Annotated in this window: 20 protein-coding genes and 3 pseudogenes; 5 read left to right on the top strand and 18 right to left on the bottom strand. The window is 43.5% G+C overall.

Features of this window, described 5'->3' with window-relative positions:
- The 4 genes from ACM0OZ_RS42625 to ACM0OZ_RS42610 form a co-directional block, all read left to right on the top strand.
- Window positions 1-198, top strand: a 198-nt coding sequence (locus ACM0OZ_RS42625) for a hypothetical protein (RefSeq protein ID WP_414588935.1), incomplete at its 5' end; no start/stop codon positions are given.
- Window positions 199-1,971, top strand: a complete 1,773-nt coding sequence (gene mobV, locus ACM0OZ_RS42620; protein WP_414588934.1) for a MobV family relaxase — start codon at window positions 199-201, stop codon at window positions 1,969-1,971. It begins immediately after the preceding gene.
- Between the two features lie 774 nt (window positions 1,972-2,745).
- On the top strand, window positions 2,746-3,555 hold the full coding sequence (locus tag ACM0OZ_RS42615) for a hypothetical protein (RefSeq protein ID WP_414588933.1): 810 nt from the start codon (window positions 2,746-2,748) through the stop codon (window positions 3,553-3,555).
- 64 nt (window positions 3,556-3,619) lie between these two features.
- On the top strand, window positions 3,620-4,054 hold the full coding sequence (locus ACM0OZ_RS42610) for an RNA-guided endonuclease TnpB family protein (protein ID WP_414588932.1): 435 nt from the start codon (window positions 3,620-3,622) through the stop codon (window positions 4,052-4,054).
- Window positions 4,055-4,114: 60 nt separating this feature from the next.
- Here ACM0OZ_RS42610 and ACM0OZ_RS42605 read toward each other — a convergent pair whose 3' ends face one another.
- The gene (locus ACM0OZ_RS42605) at window positions 4,115-4,531 is read right to left on the bottom strand and encodes a hypothetical protein (protein WP_414588931.1); all 417 of its coding nucleotides are present in this window, start codon (window positions 4,529-4,531) and stop codon (window positions 4,115-4,117) included.
- 160 nt (window positions 4,532-4,691) lie between these two features.
- Between ACM0OZ_RS42605 and ACM0OZ_RS42600 the strand changes: the two are divergent.
- A pseudogene (locus ACM0OZ_RS42600) lies at window positions 4,692-5,048 on the top strand (AAA family ATPase); the annotation flags it as partial.
- A gap of 4 nt (window positions 5,049-5,052) precedes the next feature.
- Here ACM0OZ_RS42600 and ACM0OZ_RS42595 read toward each other — a convergent pair.
- From ACM0OZ_RS42595 to ACM0OZ_RS42515, 17 genes and pseudogenes are all read right to left on the bottom strand, one after another.
- Window positions 5,053-6,072 (bottom strand): hypothetical protein, encoded by a 1,020-nt coding sequence (locus ACM0OZ_RS42595; protein ID WP_414588937.1) that lies wholly within the window; start codon window positions 6,070-6,072, stop codon window positions 5,053-5,055.
- A gap of 123 nt (window positions 6,073-6,195) precedes the next feature.
- Window positions 6,196-6,903 carry a TIR and AAA domain-containing protein gene (locus ACM0OZ_RS42590; protein ID WP_414588930.1) on the bottom strand — a complete coding sequence of 236 codons (708 nt, stop codon included), beginning with the start codon at window positions 6,901-6,903 and terminating at the stop codon, window positions 6,196-6,198.
- Between the two features lie 170 nt (window positions 6,904-7,073).
- Window positions 7,074-7,517 carry a type II toxin-antitoxin system VapC family toxin gene (locus ACM0OZ_RS42585; RefSeq protein WP_414588929.1) on the bottom strand — a complete coding sequence of 148 codons (444 nt, stop codon included), beginning with the start codon at window positions 7,515-7,517 and terminating at the stop codon, window positions 7,074-7,076.
- Complete coding sequence (locus ACM0OZ_RS42580) at window positions 7,517-7,816, bottom strand: DUF2281 domain-containing protein (RefSeq protein ID WP_414588928.1); 300 nt, start codon at window positions 7,814-7,816, stop codon at window positions 7,517-7,519. The genes ACM0OZ_RS42585 and ACM0OZ_RS42580 overlap by 1 nt, the downstream gene beginning before the upstream one ends.
- 696 nt (window positions 7,817-8,512) lie before the next feature.
- Window positions 8,513-9,409, bottom strand: coding sequence for a pirin family protein (locus ACM0OZ_RS42575; RefSeq protein WP_414588927.1), 897 nt, complete (start codon window positions 9,407-9,409; stop codon window positions 8,513-8,515).
- 152 nt (window positions 9,410-9,561) lie between these two features.
- Window positions 9,562-9,837 (bottom strand): UBP-type zinc finger domain-containing protein, encoded by a 276-nt coding sequence (locus tag ACM0OZ_RS42570; protein WP_332991133.1) that lies wholly within the window; start codon window positions 9,835-9,837, stop codon window positions 9,562-9,564.
- 373 nt (window positions 9,838-10,210) lie between these two features.
- Entirely contained in the window at window positions 10,211-11,893 is a 1,683-nt protein-coding gene (locus ACM0OZ_RS42565) for an AAA family ATPase (RefSeq protein ID WP_414588926.1), read from the bottom strand.
- Window positions 11,890-13,365: a hypothetical protein gene (locus ACM0OZ_RS42560; RefSeq protein WP_414588925.1), complete on the bottom strand. Its 1,476-nt coding sequence runs from the start codon at window positions 13,363-13,365 to the stop codon at window positions 11,890-11,892. Before ACM0OZ_RS42560 ends, ACM0OZ_RS42565 begins: the two co-directional genes overlap by 4 nt.
- Before the next feature lie 22 nt (window positions 13,366-13,387).
- The gene (locus tag ACM0OZ_RS42555) at window positions 13,388-13,696 is read right to left on the bottom strand and encodes a hypothetical protein (protein WP_414588924.1); all 309 of its coding nucleotides are present in this window, start codon (window positions 13,694-13,696) and stop codon (window positions 13,388-13,390) included.
- A 9-nt stretch (window positions 13,697-13,705) separates the two neighbouring features.
- Window positions 13,706-15,448: a type IV secretory system conjugative DNA transfer family protein gene (locus tag ACM0OZ_RS42550; RefSeq protein ID WP_414588936.1), complete on the bottom strand. Its 1,743-nt coding sequence runs from the start codon at window positions 15,446-15,448 to the stop codon at window positions 13,706-13,708.
- 433 nt (window positions 15,449-15,881) lie between these two features.
- Entirely contained in the window at window positions 15,882-16,298 is a 417-nt protein-coding gene (locus tag ACM0OZ_RS42545; RefSeq protein ID WP_414588923.1) for a hypothetical protein, read from the bottom strand.
- 140 nt (window positions 16,299-16,438) lie between these two features.
- Window positions 16,439-18,313: a hypothetical protein gene (locus tag ACM0OZ_RS42540; RefSeq protein WP_414588922.1), complete on the bottom strand. Its 1,875-nt coding sequence runs from the start codon at window positions 18,311-18,313 to the stop codon at window positions 16,439-16,441.
- A complete protein-coding gene (locus ACM0OZ_RS42535; protein WP_414588921.1) occupies window positions 18,279-18,503 on the bottom strand; it encodes a hypothetical protein in 225 nt (74 codons plus the stop codon). Before ACM0OZ_RS42535 ends, ACM0OZ_RS42540 begins: the two co-directional genes overlap by 35 nt.
- Before the next feature lie 26 nt (window positions 18,504-18,529).
- Window positions 18,530-19,678: a hypothetical protein gene (locus tag ACM0OZ_RS42530; RefSeq protein ID WP_414588920.1), complete on the bottom strand. Its 1,149-nt coding sequence runs from the start codon at window positions 19,676-19,678 to the stop codon at window positions 18,530-18,532.
- Window positions 19,679-19,781: 103 nt separating this feature from the next.
- Window positions 19,782-20,489, bottom strand: a pseudogene (locus tag ACM0OZ_RS42525) (hypothetical protein); the annotation flags it as partial.
- Between the two features lie 171 nt (window positions 20,490-20,660).
- Window positions 20,661-22,745 (bottom strand): hypothetical protein, encoded by a 2,085-nt coding sequence (locus ACM0OZ_RS42520; protein ID WP_414588919.1) that lies wholly within the window; start codon window positions 22,743-22,745, stop codon window positions 20,661-20,663.
- A 152-nt stretch (window positions 22,746-22,897) separates the two neighbouring features.
- Window positions 22,898-23,742 (bottom strand): annotated as a pseudogene (locus tag ACM0OZ_RS42515) (ISAzo13-like element transposase-related protein); the annotation flags it as partial.
- Between the last annotated feature and the right edge of the window lie 58 nt (window positions 23,743-23,800).

Here is a 23,800-nt window from a genome sequence, read left to right as displayed (position 1 = left end):
ACTCTAGACCCAGATTACCGTAATTTGTGGTTCAATTACCTGAAAATTGCTGTAAATCTTACGTTGAAAAATAACATAGCCCTGACAATTAAGGGGGCATTTGCCCAGCGTATTTGTCCCGACGCCACTACCGCCAACCTTCTCCTGTCGGAGACGCTGCGCGAACAGTGTGGCGTCCGTGGAATTGCGGAGGTTTAGATGGCTTACGCAATTTGCAGAATAGAAAAAATTAAGAGTTGGGCAGAACTCTCTGGTAGCGCTCTGCACACCACCAGAGAGCGAGAAACACCCAACGCCAATCCCTCAGTAAATAACATTCGACTGATTGGCAGTGCTGACGAAAAAGACCTTTTGGCACTTTTCAAAGAAAAAATTGGTAACCAAAAGATTCGCTCTAATGCAGTTTTGGGAGTAGAAATGCTATTGAGCGCTAGTGCCGAATACTTTCGTCCCAACGATCCAACTGCCGCAGGAGTGTATGACCAAAAGCGCTTGGAGGACTTTGCAACTGCCGCCACCCAATGGTTACTAGCACAGCATCGAAATCTCGTGGTCAGAGCTGAGTTGCACTTAGATGAAACTACTCCACACATCCACGCCTATATCGTGCCACTGGACAAGAACGGTAAACTGAACTATCGGGCACTGTACGGTGGCAGCAAAACCAGATTATCAGAACTCCAAACTAGCTTTGCTGCTGCTGTTCGACATTTGGGCATAGAACGGGGTATCAAAGGCAGTAAGGCTACCCATACAGAAATTCAAGATTATTACACTGATGTCAACCGCGACTCCCTCAACCTCAACCTAGAACAAACTCTGCCCATACCTTTAGCCCAAGAGCCAGTGCAATTGTATCGGGAACGGGTGAAAGAAACTCTACAACCCAAGCTTGAGATTATCAACCATCAGCTAAGCGATCGCCAACGGGCAATCATAGCTCATCAGCAGATGGAGCAAAAGGCAAGAGCGAGTGAACAACAAAGACAGAACTTGGAGCAGCGCGTGCAAAATCTGGAATGGTCACAAGAGTTATGGAAAGCAGAAGCTAACTTACTGCGAGACTTACCTTTGGAAGATGTGGCTTACCATCTGGGACTTTATCTGGATGATAAAGGCAAACATAGGTGGAAAGGTCATGGTCACATCATCAACATCAAAGGTTCTAAATTCTACGACTTTGCTAGTGAGCTGCGTGGAGGCGGTGGTGCAATTGATTTGGTAATGTACGTGTTGGGCTGTAGCTTCCGACAAGCTGTAGCATGGCTATACGACCAAGTTGGGGAATCAGCAATGCTTCAAGCAGTTACCCATCATGGTCGCAGCCAAGCGCAAGAGATTGCGCTTACAGAGCCAGCACCTCAGTTTGTTCCACCAGAGGCGGATGAAAATCGATGGTTTGCTGTACAGCAACACTTAACAGTAACGCGGAAACTACCTGAGAATTTGGTTAATACTTTGCACTCATTAGGATTGATTTATGCTGACACCAGACAAAATGCCGTATTTTTAATGCGCTCTCTCAATGGGAAACTAACAGGTGCTTTCCTTCGTGGAACGTATGGTAAAAATAACTCCTTCATTGGACTTGCTAGAGGTACTAAACGCACCAAAGGTTGGTTTCACTTAACTATGGGTGGCAACATTAGTGAGTCAATTGAAAAAGCAGTGCTGGTTAAATCTCCGCTTGATGCACTATCCCTAGCAGTGTTAGACCAGCCAAAATCAGAAAGAACGCTGTACCTAGCAGCAGATAGCCCTCAGTGTCTACCTGTGGAGTTTTTAAGTAAGATACCAAAGGTAATTGCTGCTTATGATAACGACGAGAATGGCAACTCTACTTTCCAGGCCATCAAACAGATTTTGTCCCACACAGCTAGACTTAAACCAAAAGCTAAAGATTGGAATGAACAGTTGGCTCAGCATGGCTTTTTCAACAGCGAACTACAACACAATCAAGCCGAACTATGACAAAAATTTTGTAGCTGAAAAATCGTCTTCCATGATTTTCAAGAACAATCGGTGATTGCCTCAGCTAGATTTTGATGTTTCACCATTCCTGTAAAATTCAAACTCTCAACCGCTGTCACTTGGCTCTCTAACTCGCGCTTCTGACGAGAGTTTATGCAAAAAAGTTTTACGAGGGTTACCAGGATATTTTTAAGTAGTATTACTTATTAAAAAAGCGGTTAATCATGATAATTCTACTGATTACAATCACTTATACTAGTGCCATTATTTAAGGAAGTTAAATTAACAAGAACGGTGTACAAAAATATATTGGTATGGCGAAATAGCCAAAGCGACAATACCGCTAACGCAGCACATCCAATGTAGAGTAAAAGGGTGAAATTTAGCTCAATTAAAGACGAGCAGAAAGCTGTGTTTACGCAAGAAATCAGATTAAGTCGCAATAAGAGTTCCCATTATCAAAGGGGCTTTTGGCTGCAAAACTTATCAGATCTGCCGCCTAACTCACATCTTGCACCAATAAAAATTTATGTAATTTAGTCACTCAGTATTAAACCAAAAGCCCTTTATGAGCGCGAGAAAAGCCAATAAAAATAATGTAGCTTCTGAGCGCATCTTTTTAGCTTATACGGTTTTATACGGTGAGGTGCATTCCGGTGAGCTAACCTACTTTGTTACCCCGTCAGCCAATTGTCAATTCTGACCTTCATATGGAGAGCGCATTTTCTCGCATCGCCTTTAAATATGGCTGAGATTTCAACGCGCATACAGACTATGACACAAGCATTTTTGCAAAATCCGAATGAAACTGAAACACCTTTGGCTTTACTAACCCGTTGGAAGTGGAAACGCTTCTCTTGCAATGCTTACCAACTTCCAAACGGTGAGTTTGTGATGAGCGATCGCCAAATGGCACTACCAATGGGACAAACTACAAAAAAGGCGCGCATATTTCTCCAATTACACCAGTTACCCAGTACCAGTATCCAGGTAGCCAATCGTCAGGTAATTGTTGCATATCCACTATCAAGCGTTGCGGCTTACTGGCAATATCTAGTGGAATATAATTTGATTCCACCCAACCTTTACTATTCAATCAATTGGCAAGACCTGATTGCATCTATAACAGACATAAACTCAATCAAGGTGAAAATTGATGCAAGACCAACTGAAACAGTGTCGGAAACCCGGTTTCCAGCAAGCAATCCAATAGCTACCTCTGTAGTTTTCAAGCTAGAGAACAAAGTATTTCTAGAAGTGCTTGCGCTCTCTAACTCAGAGTACCGCATTAGAATTGAATCGGGGCTGAGTTTGATTGGACTACCCATCAACTGGTTATTGCAACTTCCTTGGTCTCCACGAAAACTGAAAAAGCTGGAAAAACAAGGCTTTTCTGGAGCAACTAAACAGTGCAAAATTCAAACCCAGGAAGGAATACAAACAGTAGAAACTCTCAGCATAAAAGATTGGCTGATTATCTGGGAATTTTTCGCTTGTCGCGGTAACAGCAAAGCTGCTGCTATTTTAAGAGCTTGTGCTGAAGAAAATATTCCAACTCGTGTGGAAAAGATGAAATTGGCTTGAGTAGTGCAACTTAACTTTTAGATATTTGCCATACTCTGAGATAGGCAATTAAGTCAAGAGCGTAATGCTCCAACACAAAGCCGCGAAAGGCACAAGAAGTAGTCGGCGTAGATGTCGGCTACTTCAGAAACGGTTGTCGGGCAAGGAGCGACGGTTTCAGAGTCACACCAATCACACCATCAGCTACCGTTTAGTGCAGCAAGCCAAGCAAAATCATCAGGTCATTGCCCTGGAAGACCTGACAGGAATTCGGGAACGCACTAACAAGTTGCCTAGAACTAAGGTAGAGCGACGTAGGAGCAATTCTTGGAGCTTTTACCAGCTGCGACAGTTCTTGACCTATAAGTGCATCAAGTTTGGCGTAAAGCTTGTACTGGTGAATCCGGCATACACCTCTAAAACGTGCCATAACTGCCTGCACATCCATCCAGTACAGGGTAAGTCTTATCGTAGGGCTACTGAAAATCCTAACCTCAGTCCTGATTGCAGGTTAGGGTAGTTTATTCGTCTTCTCAGGACAATACGCTCTTGCTACACTTCTTGCCACAAATCATACTTATCACGGCTGTAGCACGGGATTGATTTTTAATTCAGACAAACACTCCTCAAGCGACAACCCTTGTAAAATCTCCCACCATTGTTCTGTATGCCTCATGTAAGCAACATTAAAACAATCTTTTCCTACATACTCCAAACGAGCAAATTTTGATTCAAAAGAAGGAGATATGGCTCTAGGACTAGGACAATTAAAAATAGAACAAAAGTAAAAATAATTGCGATACCACTTGCCAAAGATATCTACTCGATAATTCCAATCATTATCTGTGGGTGGAGATTCGATATATTTTGGCTTGAATTCAGTTTCAATTAATTCATTACATTTTTGCAAAACTAATTGCTTCTCATCCTCTGGAACTTGGGGCTTCGGCTTTTTAGTTGTAGAAGGAAGCCAGATTTTTTTGGCTTTCTTAGCCATGAGATTCACCTCATCAGAGATTAACACAGCTATTTTAAGTATTGGTTCAGCTTACCATCAATTAATATTTTTAAAGGAGCTAAAAGCAGTAATACAATGGCAAGGTAGCAATTGAGAAGAGCTGCCTGGTTGCCACACGAACTGACCAAACTGCATTCATATGGATTTATTTGACCACAACTACCAACAACAAATATTAACACAAGCCCCCTTGGCTGCGAGAATGCGCCCCCGTACCCTAGATGAATTTGTAGGACAAGACCACATCATTGCACCAGGACGCTTACTCCGTCGTGCGATCGCTGCTGACCAATTATCCTCATTAATCTTCTTTGGTCCCCCAGGCACAGGTAAAACAACCTTAGCTCGCATTATTGCGAATACGACTATTGCACACTTTATCGCTATCAATGCTGTTCTTGCAGGTGTCAAAGACATTCGAGATGCCATTTCAACGGCAACTGATAAGCGGAAATACCATAATCAGCGCACAATTTTGTTTGTAGATGAAGTACACCGCTTCAACAAATCTCAACAGGATGCTCTGTTACCTTGGGTGGAAAATGGTACAGTGATTCTGATTGGCCTTCAACTATGTAGCGTTCGCGCAAAGTCTCCAGGGCGACTATCCGTTCATCTTCATTTCTATCCCAATACTCAAGGTGACTCAGCCAAAAGTCTTCTGAAACTGGACAACGATAAACAGACACTTCGCAAAGTAATATATAAGCGTATTTGGCTTCTTTTTTCAGGCGAACAAAAGTTTTTTCTAGTCGAGAGCGCACATTTCTTCGCAAAGTACGAGTAAAGCGATCCAGTTTAAAGTTATCTTCACCAGCTATTTTTCCTTCTTGGGCTTCGGCGATCGCTTTTTCAACTTCCTCTACCTCGTTTCCATATTTGTTCCAGTAAGCAAGAACATTACTATCAAAAGGTTTATTTTTGATTTCTCCAGCAATAACCCGCAGCGCCAGAGGATGTCCCTCATAAGCAGCCCCAATTCTTTCTAGGTATGCTCTACCCGCCGTTTCTTGACTTACGTCCAAGCCTATCTTATCAAATAGATCTATGCGCTCCGACATATCTAGTCCAGTTAGCAGTTGACAGTGCCAAAAGTTGCGAGAACGCGTACCAACTTCCTCAATTTGTTTAGGTAAATCTTGAGAAGTTAAGATGACACAGCTAAGACAGGATTCTGTTTTCAGAAAAGCGTTAAAAAACTTCACCCACCATTCATCTTTAAAATCGCTCCAACCTTCTTCCTCATTCCCCTGCAAAACGTTCTCCAAAGAGTCTATCTGTACTAAATAACGATTCTCGCTTAGGTATTTCACCAAGCGATTTAATAATCGCTGCGTATCTTTTCGGTCATCTGGTGTAATTAACTCGCCCCATTTCTCTAACCAACGCGCTGCAACACTGGCAAAGTCAGAAGCTTGTTCCTCATTATCAAAGTTTTCTTGGTGAAACCTCCCCCAATCACCTTCAAACCAATCCTGTAACTCCACTGCCAAGCGTTCGCCTAAACTCAGATCTTGCACCAATAAAAATTGATTTAATTTAATTACTCCGTATTAAATTAAAAGCCTTAATTTAGCGATAAAAACCGATAAAAATCAGGTAGCCTTATCGCGCATCTTTTTAGCTTATACGGTTTTTTACGGTTAGGTGCAAGATCTGAGTAAAGCAGTTTTACCAATACCTGCGATCCCAACCAAAATCAACAAGCGACAGGATGCTTGGACGCGATCGCTCAATTCCTTAATCAAATTTTCCCGACCAACCCATTCATTGTCATAAGCGAAGAAGCTAGGTATTTTGGGAAAAGTCTGTTTGCGATCACGTGCTGGTAATCCTGGTAATACACGCGGTGCAAGTTCTAACTTCTCACCCAGTGGGGGTTTGGGGTTCAGGGGTTGATTGGTGAGGCGACGGTAGAAGGCTTGATATCCCTCTTCGGTATACAAATCGTACCGACTAAACGCGCGAATCATAATTGGAATAAAATTTCCATCCCCAGAAGAAAATACAATGGGGACAAATTTTGTACTTTTTACATGAGAATCGTAGAGTTCCTGAGAAATAATAGCTCCTTCCCAAGTCACTCCTCGTCCTATACCTGGTTCTTCTCGACCTCGGAATCGGCGATCGTACTGCTCAGTACAAACTACAACCACAAAATCAGCCCATTCTACCTGGTTCATCATCCACCGGGGCCACCCCTCAGCAGGCGACTCTTCGTACTGGTCGATGTTACAGTCCACACCTTCAGCCCGTAAACGGTTAGCAAGGGTTAAAATTCGGTCTTTATGTTCCTGAGAGTCGTGGCTATAGCTAATGAAGACTTTTGGGGCATCAAAACCAAAATTCATAACTTTGTTGGCTTAGGTATAAACTGATTACATTTAAACCTATGATAATCAGCATAATTGCGGTTATCGCTTTCTATATATGAAGTTTTGATAAAATTACTCTAAATAATCTTGACTAACTACAACTCTTAGGTTGCATATCCAAATTTTGAGCGTTGCTCCCGCTAAGTTTACAGCCAAGATTCAACAGACAATGCTCTAACTTGTTGAATTCGGTTAAAGTCGCTATCAGCTGAGACAACCGTTAGATTGTGTTGCACAGCAATGGCAGCAATCCAGAGGTCATTCTCGTCGAATCCTAAATCAGTAATTTTAGTTTTTCTGAGCTTACTTTTCTCTCGTGGACCAAACTGGTTGAACAAAGCTGCTTTAAGTTTTCCGTATGTTTCTGCTGTTACTTCATCAATTCTATAGACATATAAACCTTGAAGAAAACGCCTCACCAAAGCTAAGTTACTCGAACTACGTTGTGAGCGCTCTGCCATGTCAGTTAATTCTCCTTGGACAACAACACAAGTTGTCACTAGACTACTTTCTACTTCAGCAAAGCGGCGCAAGATATTCGGTTCTCTTAGAATCGCATAGCTACAATGGTTTGTATCCAGTCGGTACATTATTCAAAAGGGTTATCGTAGTTAAATTTAGCTTTGCCACGAGTTGCATAAACTTGTTGGAGACATTCTTCCAAGTCATCTGCTTCCCAGCTACCAACAGTCTTCAAATGTTCTAAGAGTGAGCGACCTGTTGATTGGACTGTTGTTTGCTGTTGCGTTGCAGAGGTTTGAGTTGCATCTACTACTGACTGGGATTCATGCTGTTTAGTTTTAATAAACTGCAAGAAATCAAGCGTCTGTGGTAAAAGCGATTCTGGAGCAGATTCAATTTCTCTAAAAAGTTGTTCTTTGATATTCATTATTTCTATTTTTTTTACACTTGCTTCATAAATCAATTTATTAACATTTTACTGTTTTTACTTCAAATGCTCCAAAAAACATAAAAATACTTTATTTTCTGGGGCTATACTTCTACTAATTAAGAGACAAGCATCTGAAAAAAAATATACTTATCTAACAATATTTTTTCAATTTCAAGTGCTAGATGTATTCCTAAAAACTTATCAAATGGCAATTCAACTAAGACAAAATCCGGTCTGATGGTACTGAAAGAATGTTGCCCAAATTGCCGATGCTTGGTTAGAAAGGGTAAAAACTATGTCCGGAAAATTATCTTCTCCAATCAATTAGCAGTTGGACAATTGCGTGGAGTGCACTGCCCCTTAGAAATAGCCAATCTCCAGTCCTTCACTTGGTATTTCTGCATAATTTATCACTTGAATCAAACGCCAACGGTTTAACAACACCCTTAGACTAGAACGATCGGGCAGCAAGGGCAGCAAGTGCTCACCCGTTCTCTGTTATCCCACTTGAGGGCAAGTACGATGTTTATCCTGAGATGGCAGCAGTCAGTTTGTGGACGACAGCAACGGACTTAGCCCTAGTCGGCGTCGAACTCTTACGAGTATTGCATGACAAGCATGCCGCTGTATCGAGAAGAACGTACAGTAAGTAGGTGCAAGGGTTTTTTGTTAGTAATCCAACTGCTGAATTTTCTACATAGGCTGTTCCTTATTTTGTTGAGGCTCCTGTGGCAGGGGAATAAATTCCGTTTCTTGAGGCACTTGCTCAAACCGTCCCTCCTGCCAATCCCGCTTTGCTTGCTCAATGCGATCAAGACGGCTTGAAACAAAATTCCACCACTTGTGCCGCTTTCCCACAGGTTCACCTCCAACCACAATACAGCGAGCATCGCCCTCAGAGGAGATGTCTACCGATACGCCTGAAGTCAGAACAGCTAAACGATGTTGCTCCAGAGGGACACCGTTAATTTGCAGTCCTTCAGTCACGCTGTAAACCGCTTGCTCACTGTAATCGCCAGGTAAAGTAAATTGCGTTCCAGCAGCCAGTTGCACATCTAGGTAAATCATGGGTGAAAACGTTCGCACCAAAGAAGTGTGACTATACGCTTCTCCGGCAATCAGTGTGAACGAAACTCCTGCATTTTCCCAAGTAGGCAAATCGGTTGCTGGATGATGCCTGAACCAAGGGTCAGTTTCCTCATGCTCGTCAGGAAGTGCTACCCAGGTCTGAATTCCGTGAAGTGTTGCTTCTTTACTGCGTTCATGGTCGGGTGTACGTTCTGAGTGGACAATCCCTCGTCCTGCTGTCATCCAGTTCACGGCACCAGGATGAATTTCCTGAATGCTGCCTACACTGTCGCGATGCAGTAAAACACCTTCAAACAGGTAAGTGACTGTTGCAAGGTTGATGTGCGGATGCGGTCTGACATCAACGCCCTTGCCGGGTGGAAACACTGCAGGACCGAGATGATCAAAAAAGATAAACGGACCTACTAGTGTCAGAACATTTGAGGGAAGGAGCCGACGGGCTTGAAACCCTCCCAGATCTTGAATATGTGGCTCAATGATGTGCTGAATGTAATCAGTCATGATGAATGTTGAAGGGGTCGTCTAGGTAAATGCAGGCAGCGTCGCTAAGTTGAGCAAATTCTAGAGGATTTTAATTTGAACTTGATTGCGGTATCGGTGATCGCCTTTAGAATGACTTCCAAGTTTGATAGATGCCGAAGTGGATTGCACCTTTAATAATTCTTTTGTTGCTCATCCACAAAACACCACAACCATTGCTCTCCTAATTCCGCTGAACTGATCACCATATGTCCGGTTTCCTCATAGTGACGGCGAGAATGCTGATGTTCAGACGAGTCACAGCACAGCATCTTGCCACAAGTCTGACAAATGCGAAGATGCACCCAGCGACCATTAATCCGAATGCACTCTTCACAACGAAATACAGGGTAGTTTGCTTTAGAGATTAGGTTTTCCTTCTTCAGTTCATTAAGATGTTGGCAGGGCATAAAGCTTCCTGATAAGTGGATGAGTTGGAGTTGCTCATTGAACGCTTCCAATTCTAGAGTCTAACCTGGCAGTGCAATGTAGAAAAGTCGATCTCAAGCAAGAGTGACATAATTTAATCGATGCCCTCATCCATTAGGCGACACTCCCATAACTTGGCGTAAAGCTAAAGAAAGTGCCACCAGGTGCTAAGTGGTTGAAAATACAGGTATGATTGGTTTTTAGCTATTTTCTTTCAAAGCACACGCTCATTTTACACAGTTCCGGTTTCTAGTAGTGTCGGAACATTTCTCCCACAAGGCGCGAGCGTCTTGATGAATTTTTGGCATCAAAATCAGGACAGACTTGGATAAATAAGGTATATTCAAGCAAAAGCTATAGACCGATATTTTCTCCCCAATAACTTCTAATTGGTGGAGCATACTCGCTACAATCGGGAGAACTGGCAGGCTGTGCAAATCCCCGTGCGCGATTTTCAATTGCCAATATCCGGTCTGTATCCCTTACATACAAAGGAACTATTGCTTCTCGTTGTTGCAACAATATGGGTAAATCTATTGTCATCGGTTTACCTGCACCCCAGAGCGATCGCGCTGCTTTCTCCACCATCCGCGCCAATTCTGCGCCAGTACAATTCACTGTCTTATTAAGAAGAATCTTCCACTCTTGTTGGGTGAGGCAATGCTCCCAGAGGGAGCCGCCCCTTGAGCGATCGCCACCATCCCTGTAACGCTCGTCAAATCGTGCCGCATGAAGCGAAATAATCTGCTTGCGCTCAAAAGCATTGGGAAAACCCACATAAAAAATTTCATCAAATCTTCCCACCCTGGTGAGTTCTGGTGGTAACGCATCTAACCTGTTGAGGGTGGCAACGACAAACACAGCACTGCGCTTGTCTTGCAACCAAGTGAGCAGCGTTCCTAAAATGTGTCTGTTACCACTATCTTCCCCAGAAACGGCTGCTCCCGTAAAAAGCTTATCTAATTCGTCAAAGTAAAGCACTACAGGAGCGCAAGCTTCTACCTTAGTTAACAGGCGCTGGAGGTACGCTGCTCCACCCGCAACAACTACACCTGTATCAATGCTAACAAGAGGAAATCCCAATTCCCGCGCCGAAACGTTAGCTGCCAGGGTTTTACCCGTCCCCGGTGGTCCCACAAGCAAGCATCCTTTTGGCAGTGGGATGTTTGCAGCGCGTGCATCTGTTTGGAAATCACGTTTGGCATCTTGAATAAAATGCCTGAGGTTATCCAGTCCGCCAAAGTCATGCACATTCGGTTCTGGAACAAAGTTGAGATTGAAGGAACGAAACCGATTGATTTTGTAATCAAGAAGCGATTGCACCAAGCGCATACTATGCGATCGCACCCAGGAGACATCACTCCCAGGAAAACCATCGCTGTTCAACACCGCCTGCCGCAACCCTGCTTTGATATCCTCAGTGTGTAGCCCTGCTGCCGCAGTTGCAAGGCTTTGCACTAAATCAACACTCACCGCAGCACCAATTAAGTTAGGCAGGTAAGTTGAGATTAAATTCTCTATCTCACTGGTACAAAGGTAAGGCAATTCTAAACTTTCAATTAACGCACTCAGGCTTGCAGGTAATTCTACTTCATCAGTCACAAGCAGAATCAAGAATTTAGAAGTTTTTCGTGCTGTAATATCCGAATAAATATTAATCAATAATTGTCTAAGAATTGCCCCTTCCCGTTCCTGCATACAAGAGGGTATATTTTCTAAAATGAAGACACCATTAGTATCAGAGTTTTTAAAGGATTTTAAGGCAGCAATTGCACCACTACCAGAAGTCACCTCTGCTGCTCCTACTTCAAAGCTATCAAGTAGAACAACTCGTTCCTCGTCATTTGCTTCACACTCCATCCTTCTAAAATGTTCAGGCTCCCCCAAATTCCATAAGTATAGTGGCAATCTTAAATGAAAAGTCAATGTGTCGTATAACAACCTAAGAACGTTTTGGCGTTCTCGCACAGGAGCAACAATAGAAATAACCGCTTCTCCAGAGTCAAGCAGCTTGTTCAACTTTGATAAATGATTCATCTTTCCCATTGAGATGAGTTTTGACTTTGAACAACACTCAACTGGGGTCTAGCACTAGCTTTGTTGGCTTCTTGCGATGATTGAATCGATGGCTGAAATGCTTCTAATTTAGGTAACATCTGCTCGAAATAAGCTAAATCCCGCTCGCTCATTCGGCATTGTTGCAAGCCTTTACCCACCGCCAGCAAAGCCCCACGCCCATCTTTCGCTGCTATCAATACTCGACCGTCAGGAGCAGCTTTCCATTTATAAGAAAATTGACCATCAACACTAACAGTTTTACCTTGCCTTTTGGCATAATCACTTAATGCTTGGGAGATTTTTTGAACTCTGGAAAATTCCTCGCTTTCTCTAGCACCAACGGGGCTAAATGCTCCTTTTAAACGTTCTCCTGAACGCACTTGCTCACATAGTGCAGTTAACTCTTTTTTGTGATGCTCGTTAAGCGGTGCGCTATCTTTTGCTAGCCGTACACCAAAGGACGTATCCTGAAACTGCAAGATAGATTTACCACTATCATCTTGCAACTGATAAGACTTCCCAGAACGGGTCATGGTATATCCTACTGCATAATAAACGTTTGAGCCTGGAACAGCATGGCTGGTAAATACTTGTTTAAGTGCTGCTGCTGTTTCACGGATACGCGCTCGCTCTCTAAATTCATTCCAAACCTGACCAACAGTATCCCTACATGATTGCCACCAATTAGGGTTATTCTGCTCCTGCAATCTTTGCTGAATCAGCTCTTCAAATTGCCGCTGTTGCAATGCTAACTGTTGTTGATGCAACTGCCGCATCTCGGAAATCTGTGCCATTAAATATGCTTTTAATTCACCTTCAGGCAACACATCAACAGCTTCATTCACACTTTCAATACCTGAATTTATGTTCTCATAGGATGGTGGAGTAGTTAAAGAATCACTTCCTGCAGATATAGAAGTAAAATTTGACTCTTGCTCTTGTTGCGGCAGTTGTGAAGGTTGGTTAGTCAGTGCAACTTTAATCGGTAATTCAGCTAGTTCTTCTCTTGGCTCAAATACCTTTTCCGGTTGGAAATCATCAGAATTTTTTTGGCTGGGTAAAGGTTGCTCTCCCGCCAATTCCAAATCTTTTTTAAAATATTCATTAACGACTACCTTGCCATTACGGTCAGATTGCATGACAACTTTTTCATCTACTTTTAACGTTAAACTTTTCACTCCGCTAAGGGTTTCACCAACAGGTGTATTTTGAAGTAGCCCTAATTGTTCAATAATCTCTGGAGTTAAGGAAGCAACAAATTTGTCACCAACCATTCCATAAACAAGCTTATTACCAACTCTAATCTCAACCTGTTGTAAGTTTTTATCTTTGGGAATGTTCTCTGACTCCTTTTGTTTATCCAAAAATTCCCTAAGCCAAGCTTCAACAACTTGTAGATACTGCTGAGTAAACGAAGATGAATCTCCAGGGGTCACACCAGAAATAGACATTGAAAATTACCTCATTTATTTATTAATAATTTGGTAGAATCCGATTAAGAATGACTTCAGTTTCGATAGTAAATACGACCAATTCACCATCAAAGAACCAAGCGAGAAACTCACTCCTGACTCCAGGCTTTCGAGCGCCTGAATACACCATTTCCCCCAACAAAACACCAAGCAATAATCCTGATTGGTCAAAAATTTCGACTGATGAAGGTACAAAGTCCAAGCGCACGGGCGATTTTTCCAGCGCTTCCTGTACGCGAACCAACCACTGAGGATACTGCTGTAACAAAGCTTGACAACGCTCACTTATCAATTTTTGAAATTCAGACATAAATTCTCCCTAGAAAACCCCTGCTAATTCTTCCGCTGTTACCTCTACAGGTTGAGTTGGTATCGGGAATAACTCTTCCACCAATGCCAATCGTTCGCTGAATTGACGAGAGCGCTCTACATCAGTGACAATGCCTCCAGAGTTTTGAGCAACAAGCCGCTCCCGAATAACATCCCACTTACTCTCTGCCCAGTTCATTTCCTCGATGTCAGTTTTTGGAACCTTCACTGCTTGCAACAACGGCACGTAAGCTTCGTTCCCACGAGTATAAGCTGGGTTGATGATCACAGCACGACCTGTTCCCAACTTCGCAAACTGGGCGGCTTCAAACAAATGCCGCTTCTGGTTTTGCTCTGCAAGTGAAGTAGAGACCCCTCCCTTGCCCGTACTCCGAGATTTGGATTTGAAGTTCACCTCCATCTCGCCTAGGTAGTCTGAGAACAATTTGGCACTCTCCGGGTCTTGTGGGTTAAATATAAATTTCGTCGCCGTCCCTCCTAAAATTGCCCGCGCCAACTCCTTACCGTAAGCTTTTTCCAACTGTGAAATGTTTTGGTACCCCAAAATCCCCACAAATCCGTCTTCTCGGTTCTCGTTCAACCAATTTACTAATGCTGGCAAGTACAAGGTGGGTAATTCATCGAGTGACACCACCAGAGGGTCTTTTCTGGGTAAGGTGCGCGATACATTGCGTGATACTATCATGTGCAGAATGGCTGCTAACAGTGGTCCGACAATATCCCTGTTATTGCGGTCTAGCCCAAATACAATTAACTGCTTGCCATCCAAGTCCAAGGGGAGGGTAGTCTTGCCACAGAATGCTCCGACAAAGTCGCGTTTGAGAAACCGCTGAAACATCCGTTGGGCAGTACCAATGATAGACGCAGCAGTTTTTTCTGAATCTTTCACGCTGATGAGCTGAGAAAGCGGGCGAGTCGTCCACACCTTGAGCTTAGATTTAGATGCAGCCTCTAAGCGAACTGGCAACTTCGGTAAACTGAGGATGGCTTGGGCTGTCATTAAGTCGCAGTATTTGTCATCTCCAGTGAGGGTGGCGATCGCTTTCGTCACTAGCAAAATACCTTCCACAAGCGAATCGCCTGCTTCCTCAAAAAACTTGTCACCGCCGCCGTCTGCGCCGCCTTTATTAAAGTTTTTAGATACTACCTGCGCTAATTGTGCAGCCGAAATTGCATCCTCTTCATCTTTGATTAAGTCCAGGGGATTGCATACTTCTGACTCTGGGAATCCTGGCGCAAACACGCGCACCGTGTAGCCCCGCTTCATCGCATACGCAACGGCTCGTTTAGTTTGAGCAGGAAATTTAAAATCATACAAACAAACGGGAAAGCCTTGGTCAAAGGCACTTCTAATTAAGGGGTCAATGACGCTGAAAGTCTTACCCGAACCTGCTGCACCGATGGCAGCAATTCCTCTCTGGGCATCGGGGACATAGAGTGTGGGGCTAGTATTGGGTGACGGCAATACTTTAGTCCACTCTCGCCCAGAGGGGGTTTTAAGCAACCCTTGAGAACGCCACTGAAGCTGCAACTTAGAGCGCATTTGTTGAGGCATACCCACATATAACGCCACGTTGTTGCGGGTCGTCTTTTTCATCTGCTTTTTAGCTTTTTTTTGAGCCACTGCCCGTTCTTTTGCACCACCCCAGTAACTCGTGGCAATCTTGCCTTTTTTCCTGGCACCATTCATGACAGAAAAAACACCCACCACTATCAAACAGCCCAGCAGCATCAGCCCAGATTGGGTTTTGAGCAAGCTTCCTAACTGGTCAGTGACGCGGGATATAGAAGACTGTGAGGATGCTGGGGCAACTGCGACGTACGGATATGATGATGTACTATTCATAACTGGCTACTCCTCAATTCAAACCCTGCCCCATTTGAGTCAGCTCCTCATTGACACGTACAAAACCTATACCTTGGTAGCAGTATTGGGTACGCGATACCATGTGTGCGGTCGTTGTAGTCTGCGTGATCACCAGACAGGAAAAACCATTGCGCACCCCGTCATCCACCTTGAACAATGCTTCCCCTTTACTCAGATCTTGCACCTCTCCGTACAAACCCAGCTAATGTAAAAAAATACGCGATAAGGCTACCTGATTTTTGTTGGCTTTTATCCCTAAATCAAGGGTTTTTATTTAATACTGAGTTATTAATTTACATCAATTTTTCTTGGTACAAGATGTCAGTTTAGGCAATTTGGGGTCAGCGATCGCTCGCAAGAGTATGGTACCTGACTCGTGGTAAACCGCATACAAGCAACCACCTGCACCGCATAGCTGCGGCGATTGGAAATCAAAGATGTATAATTTTCCTCTACCCCGATTAGGGAGTTGGAAAACTTTCACTTTATTCACTTCGACACCGCCAGTTGAGTTCTGAGTTATAGCCTTTTGAATAAGTGACGCTGGGGCGATCGCCTTGGCAGGCATCCAAACCTGTTCACTGCCTTTCCTTGAATGATAAGTCATCCTAACCAACAAAGCGGGAACCACAAATAATCCTACACACCCCAACGCCAGTAGTACTTGATGGTATGGGGATTTAACAATAGGAAACCAATTGATTCTTGAGTACATAATTCGTCCTACTCCAGGCGTGTAAAATTTTCTATTTTCTCTCCCCCTGCTCTCCCTGGTCCCCCTGCTGCCATAATGACTAATCTTTGGGTTTTTGTATCAATGCAAAATTTCTTTCCTTCAGCTCCCGCTGCCTTTCTTCAGTAACTGCACCCCATAAGTTGCATCACATTTTGATAGGATTTAGCTGCTTTTTCGCCGTAACTTTTAACATTGAGCTTTCCCTGAATATCGCTCATCTCTGTGTCAATTGGTATTCCAGCACCCCCAAAGTGCATCTGTGCGACTCGTTCAATTAACCGCTTTCCAGTAAATGGTTGTCCCGTTGTCGGGTCAATTTGAGAAGCAGCAAAGGAGAGCAACGCAGTAGTATCCTTTGCAAATAGTGCCTCTTGCTCTCTGGCGGAGAAATACTGCATCAATTCTGAGCCTGTAACTTGCTCTCCTTTATCCAGCCGCACTATAAACTGCCTTCCACCAGGCTTACTGGCAATTAGCGAACGTACATCCGGACGATACGACATAAATTGCATTGCACCCAATTCGCGACCACAATTACCAGAAGAGTCACATACATAATTACCCACCGAATCGTAATTTCCCTCAATGCTTGATAAAGCAGCACTCAAAGCGTCGATATTCGTATCCGATGAATGAAGCTTCTTACAATCTCCTTCAGTTGTTGGTAGTAAGTTAGATAATTTATTTGCTGAGGAATTAGGAGAATTTTTAAAGCTATATCCAGTACTCTTTAACCCCGTAGGCATAGAAACTGAATTTTCACCAGCGACCGTTATTGAGCCTAAAAAGATAGGTTCCTTTTCTTTGTAAGTCATGAAGGGAACTGGACCAATAAAATAGGGTGTACACCCCAAATCTACAAAATTATTCCGCATACAAACCCGGAAAAATAAAGCTTGGCTCATCATGCCATCCACTTCCGAAATATCCCACACCACAACCTTAAAAGCTGAACCAAAAGGATGACGACCTGTAGGTTCTTTGCCACCATTAACTGAACTAAGAATTCCTTTACCACCATTCACTAACTGATACTTACCACTCACCCAAGCTTGACCCAAAACATTCGCATTACCGGATAATTCGACGTGGGCGCAATTTTTTTGACATGACACATCAAAGCCTTCTTTATCACTGCCTGAGATAGTGCGCTTGCGCTGTTGTTCGTCAGTTCCAAAGGCAACATCCACCTTGCCAACCGTTCCCCCGACTGCATTAATGGGGTTGGGAAACTCGTTGAACGGCACTTTACTTAATCCAGGGATATTTGAAATTTTGACTCCTTGCCAATCTTTAAACGCAGCAATGGGGGTTTGTTCTAAACCTGGAATTGCATCAAGTCCATACCCAGTCATTGGTAGAGACTTAAACTCTAAATCTTGTAAATGGGGAGATTGACTCAGTAATTGACCAATTGTTATCGATGGGTCTATAGGTGTTGATAATTGAGAGTTGAGTAAGTCTAATACAAGTTTAATATCGGCAAACGGTACTTTTTTAAGTGATGGAATTGCCTGGACTAAGCTGCCTATAGTTTGTAATTTAATTACTCCAAAACTTTCCAAGTTTACTTTAGTAAAATCCAATCCGGTAATACTGGAAATCTCACTCAAACTAAAATTTTGCAGCTTAAAACTATCTTGAAAGTCGCCTAACATCATATATTGGTCTGGGGTTTGACCAGCATTCCAACTGCGCGAGGGGTCATAACCCAGCTGCTCTTGTAGTCCCTTTGGCGCAATGAAACTGCCACTTTCACCAATTCCTGGCATCTTGTTAAAAGTAATATTTGCCCAATTTGGTAATTTTGCGCCATTCCAAGTAGTAGTGGGAATAGAATCTAAAAGGGTTGGTTGACTTTCGCTATTGAAAATGGGTGATGTTGTTGATTGAGATAACACATTTTCGGGCATTATCCCAATCAAAACAAGGATTGAAATCCGTACAAAAATCCCAAATTTATTGATGATATTGATGAATTGGAAGCGTTTCATTAAACAAAACTTCTGTTTTTGGAATCAAAGTATTGTTAACAGTTGAATTCAGTTGGGAGTTAGTAATGTTACCCATTTCCTGCAACTTCGTTACTAACTGCATAGAAATTCCACTGGTTTGTGCTGCTATTGAAAGTAGTTCGCCTGAACGCACCTTTGCTAAGAAGCTGATAATGCGATTCCACAGCACAGAGTTTTCAATGATTAAACGTTGGTTTAAAGCAACTGCTGCACTGGGATACCAGTCAAAATGTTTTTTTCTAGATTTGGGTCTGGAAGCAACGGGGGTGTAGAGGGACTTTGAGGAGTCATTGCACTTGTACCCCCTTCACTAGCAAATACCACAGGCGTTGCTTTAGGTGCAATAGAAATAACTTCTTGTGGCAACGGTTGTACATCTAATGCAGATGGTGATTGAGTGTGCGTTGGAGTTGCAGTTGTAAAGCTCGTCTGCAACTTAGTATCACCACTGCCATAACTTCCCAAACGACTCATTGCCAGCCACTGTTCCAATAGCCCTTCGGGCATATGCTTTGTAAACGGGTCAACTTGTGGCACACTTGAGGATTGTTTACTCTGCATTGTAGGTACAGAGTTGCGAGGAGCAGAACGAACCGTTTGTAAGGCAACATTTTCTACAGTCGGAACCGACCTTTGGCGGACTGGGAAACTTTGCTGTGCTACCCTAGGTCGAGGTGAAATTGGGTATTGAGGTGTTGTATATTGAACCACTGGTTCAGCACGCCGGATTTGCGGAGTTGGAGTTGGTTTGCTAGTGGGGAAAGTGCGATCGCTCCGGGTATCTGCCCGCATTGCCCCTAAAATTGCCGCAGTTTGGGCGTTCTGATCTGCAATCTGCTTCATGACATTCTGCGTCACCACTTCCCCTTGAGCAGCTTCAGCTTGTTCCTGGACCTGTTGAATTAGCTCGTGGGTTTTTTCGACTTGCTCTTTAGTACGCTGTTGACCCGCCTTACCAAGTGTCATATCAGCCACAGCACGAGTCACCTGGCGGTCTACCTCGTTTGCAGTGCGTTCAGCATTATTGATGGGGACAGTGGAATGAGCTCCTATTTCTTCCACTTTTTTCCTCGTTTGGGTAGGGTCGGGTAAGCCCAATACCCCCATTGTCTCGTTAATTGCGGCTTGTAAATCTCCTCCCAAAGATTCAGCAAGTGGTTTGAGCTTGTCACCAATGATCGACGATACATAAGCATTCCAAGAGTCCAGTTGCTGTCGCAATGGCTCGAAAACTTTTGCTCTTAGGCTATCGGGCAACTCTACTGCACTCGCACAAGCAAGTCCACTAGCAGAAATAGCGATCGCAGTCAAACTTCCAATCGTAATCTGTTTAAACTTCTTCATAAATCAGTTCTGTTCACCATTCAAAAATTACCGAAGAAAGGCATAAATAAACGCAAATAAGTTAAGAAAAATTAAGGTCTTAAAATCCTCTTTCCTTCTGCCTTCAGGAATTAGTTGCGTCAGCAACGAGTTGTTTAGAAAACTCGGTTAAACCCACAAACTTGTCGCGGTGTCGTTGCATTGCCGCTGTACGCTGTGCTTGTTCATCGGGATTATTGGCTACAGCTGCCAATAAATTCAATGCCGGATAATACCGACAAAAGGTAAATATGCCGTTGTCGTCCAGAAGCCATTGCGAGTAAAAACCTGACTTTTTTGGAAAAAAGCTTTCAGTGGCATTGCGTGCAATAATCTCTCTGGGGTACTTGAGAATTTGCACGAAACTATCAACTGCCGAAGGCTGAATGCGACCGATGAGGCGAGTGGTTAAGTTCTGAAAAATCTTTGCCCCACTTGGAGAAGCTGCGATAGTGTCAGGGTCTTGAGCTGATAAAATCACTCGTATCCCAGCTTTAGCACCGTTGGCACACAATCTGCCGACGAGGGCTGCAATCGAATCGTATTCAAAAAGGATTGGACTTTCATCAATAAAAAATACACTTGCCCTTACAGCCAGCGCCCGGCGTAAGGCTGCACTGTACGCACTCAAACTGAGAATGGCGGCATCTTCATCATTAGATAAGTTACGCAGTGCAAAGATAAGTAGCCTGGCATCGCTGTTAAAAGTTGAGGGTTGGGAAATTGCCTTACCCACTCGACTGGAAAGCCAGAAGCGTAAGCGCAACTTGACTTGCTCTAAGCAAGCTAAAGTCAGTAGATCACAAACTTTTAGAAACTGACGTAATAATGGGGGTTTCAGCCCTCGCTGACAAGGAGACAAACAGCTTTCGTTTAAGAGCGATCGCTTTAAGGTAACTAACCGTATCGGCTGAAATGTTGATTAATAGGTTCTTTTCTTGTGTCGGAGTGTTTTGGTGGAATGCTAATGTGGCAGGGCTTCTAAAAAACTTTGTGATCTACTGAAAGTATCTCCGCTAAGAACTTCTAGTCTGAGTCTTTCATGAGAGCAATAGCTCAAGAAGTCCTTGAGGGTAGGTATATTCTGCCATTCTGGGGAGCCAAAGCCACAGGTGAATGCTGCTCCGTAGCGATCGCGTATTTGGTCGTCACTGAAAAATGCCTTAATTGCCAAAGCCAGGATTGACCGCACCGTATCGGTCATCATTCTTTCTTGCGCTCCCGAGGAGGAGCGCTTTGAGCCAACAATCATTGTTAATAGCGCTGTCTGCAAGAAATCTTTATAATCTTCAAAGCGTTCTTGCTGTAATTTCGGGTCTAGGCGTGCAAGATTGGGTAGCTCAAACAAGTTTGAACTTTCCCGTCTAATGTCGAAGTAAGCGCCATCACTACCCATGAATTGGGTGTAGTCTGTAAAAGTGCTACTGCCATCAGGTTTAGGATAATCCATTGCCACAACGGACATTCCATAAGCTAGTGCATGAGTAAGAATTCCAGCTGCTGCTACCGATTTACCACTTCGAGTCGTGCCAAACAAACCCAAATTTTTGTGCTGGGTATAGAGATTGAGAAATGTGGGTGTCCCACCTTCTGAGGCAATAAGTTCAAAACCTGTATCATCACCGCTTTTGGTGCGTACTAGGGGCATGAATCCGGGTGCTTCAGAACTGAGGTAAACTAGCCGTCGATTATAGGGAACCGCCATCAGACGTTCCCAGGTCATTGGGAAAGTCTGTAACCACACTCGCCACGAGTATTCAGTCTCGCGCACCACCCAAGCAGGACGCAAAAAACAAGATTGCAGATAGCGACAAGCTTCATCGAGTTGTTCCCTTGTGGAACGATATACCAAAAACACAACAGATGTGTGGATGGGAACCGCTCCCTCGTACAATTCCTCCTGAGCAGCAACGCTTTTCTTCATGTTGAGCATTGCCTTAACATCAATTGAGTTCCCCTCTGCTGCAATCTGCGATGCCGTTTGCGATTGTTTGGTGAGGCGGTGCATATTGGTTTTCACGAGCGTCTCGTTTGCCCGCGTTAACTCTGCGTAAATCTCGGTGTCATAAATCCGCTCTCTGCTGATAACTTCCCAGAGGTAACGCAACTGGCGTTCCTTGTCTAGCCAACCACTAGGCTTATCCGCGAAGGTGAGTGCTCCAATATACTTCCCTTTAATGTGTACCCAACGCTTGTCAGCAACGGGAATTGATGACTCGCTCTCCATCAGCAAAGAGGTAGGATGGACTTCTGAGTACACCTCCTCACGCAACCCATCTTCATCCAGAACCAGCAGCTGGGGGACTGGGCGTGGTGGCGTATCATTGAACCGCTGCCAAAGGATTGCCCAAAGTTCAGAAGCCGTTAAGGGGCTGATATCCAAGCCTATTTTGTTAGCAAGTAACTGTTCCCACAGCTGGTAGCCATCGGTAAAAGATGTATAAAGTAGGCGTTCAATCTGGGTAAATTGAATTTCGTCGAGTTCGCCAGTAAAAGACTTCCAAGTACGTTCAAGCTTGGCAATGAGCTTTTCTATTGTGTCGGTTGTCCCCTGAGTTTCCGGTTCTACCGTGTAGGTGCAGTAAAGCCTCAATTGTTTGAGTTTGCGAATGCCAGTAGATGTTAATTGTTTTAGGCGCGAGCGATCGCCCATAAGAAGATATTGCAATTCTTTGTTGGGTGATTGTTTTATGAGTTCTTTCAACTGTTCTTGGCGTAGTGCGTCGTCAGTGAAGGAGCTTAAATGAATGGTAAGACGCTCTCCTTGAGGTAAATCTTTTAGTCCGGACTCGATAGCATCAAATACGGGGTCAATCTGCTCTTGAAGCAAAGTTGAGTGAATTCCTCGGCACTCAAACCCGAAGTGAATTAAGTAGTTATTAGCACCTTTACGGAGTACATACGCACCCACCGAGCGTCCTTGCAACTTAATTTGTAACATTGACACCAAACTAAAAGCATCTTCCAGGGGAGAAAGGCGTACTTTGCGCTCTCCATTGTCAACTATCCGCTTAGGGACTTCCAAGAAATAAAATATACAGCTGTTCAAAATGATAATCATTGTAAGGGGGAGGACAAGGGTTGCCAACGGCAACCCTTGTCCTCCCCAAATACACATGAAAAGTCTACACTTTTCTGGCTTTCCTGAAGAGTGCTATTTAATTATTAATTCTAGCTAGAGAAAACTTTAATAACTATTTTTTAAACCTGTGTTGCTCCATAGCGAATATCAATAAACCATTTTCCTAAATCCGGGAAAGTTTCATGAGTTGAATCAGTCAAACGCTTGATTTGCTTCTCAACTTTTGACATAGCTTCTTTTGTCAGCTTAACTCCTAGCTCATAAGTTTCAGTGACTAGTTTAACAACAGGATGCTTCCCATTCCAGGTCATATTATGAGCAAAAATTAAAGCGGTTTCTACTTCATCTAGAATACTCCCATTCCAATAATTTTCTAGTACAGCCCAAGTCCGTTCGATGGGATTATATTTACTGTGATAGGGAGGGTAGTAAGCTAAACGTAAATTCAGTTGATATTTCTGAGAAAATTCAACTATGCGTTTCATAAATTGTGTACGCCAAGAATTATTCTCTCCTCCATTATCTTGATTAATAAGCAGAGTTTTTATTTCTGAAAATCGCCAACTTTCTGATTCCCAAAAATCTCCTAAAATATCAACGATAAAATCACTGATTACTTTTGATTCTGTAAAATATAGAAATAGTTCGTCAAGCCCTGGAAGAAAGATACCGTAAGGAGTCACACTTGTTTTGGGGTGGAAGTCATGGTCATCAGTTTCTGTGGGCACCCGATTTTTACCACCACGGTCAAAGGAGCCAATATTAACACGAGCTTTCGCATCCAAACTTAAGCGTAAAATACTTTGGTCATCTGAAGCCTCTTGGTGAACTATAGCTAATTGCTCAAAGATTGCATCAGTTTCGGGAATTTTTTTTGAGGTTGAATTTTGGCAACTCGTTTGAGGAGATATCCTAAATCATTGAGCTTGACACGAATTGTTTCTGAAGTTGGCAGTTCTTCATCACCAGTATCCGTTCAGGGGGGGGCGATCGTGAGAAAAACTCCTGACTAAATTTCCTGT

The organism is Scytonema sp. PCC 10023, from assembly GCF_963920835.1.
In the GTDB taxonomy this organism is placed as follows: domain Bacteria; phylum Cyanobacteriota; class Cyanobacteriia; order Cyanobacteriales; family Nostocaceae; genus Kalymmatonema.
Note: the sequence above shows the minus strand (reverse complement) of the source record. Positions and strands in the feature narration are given on the sequence as shown.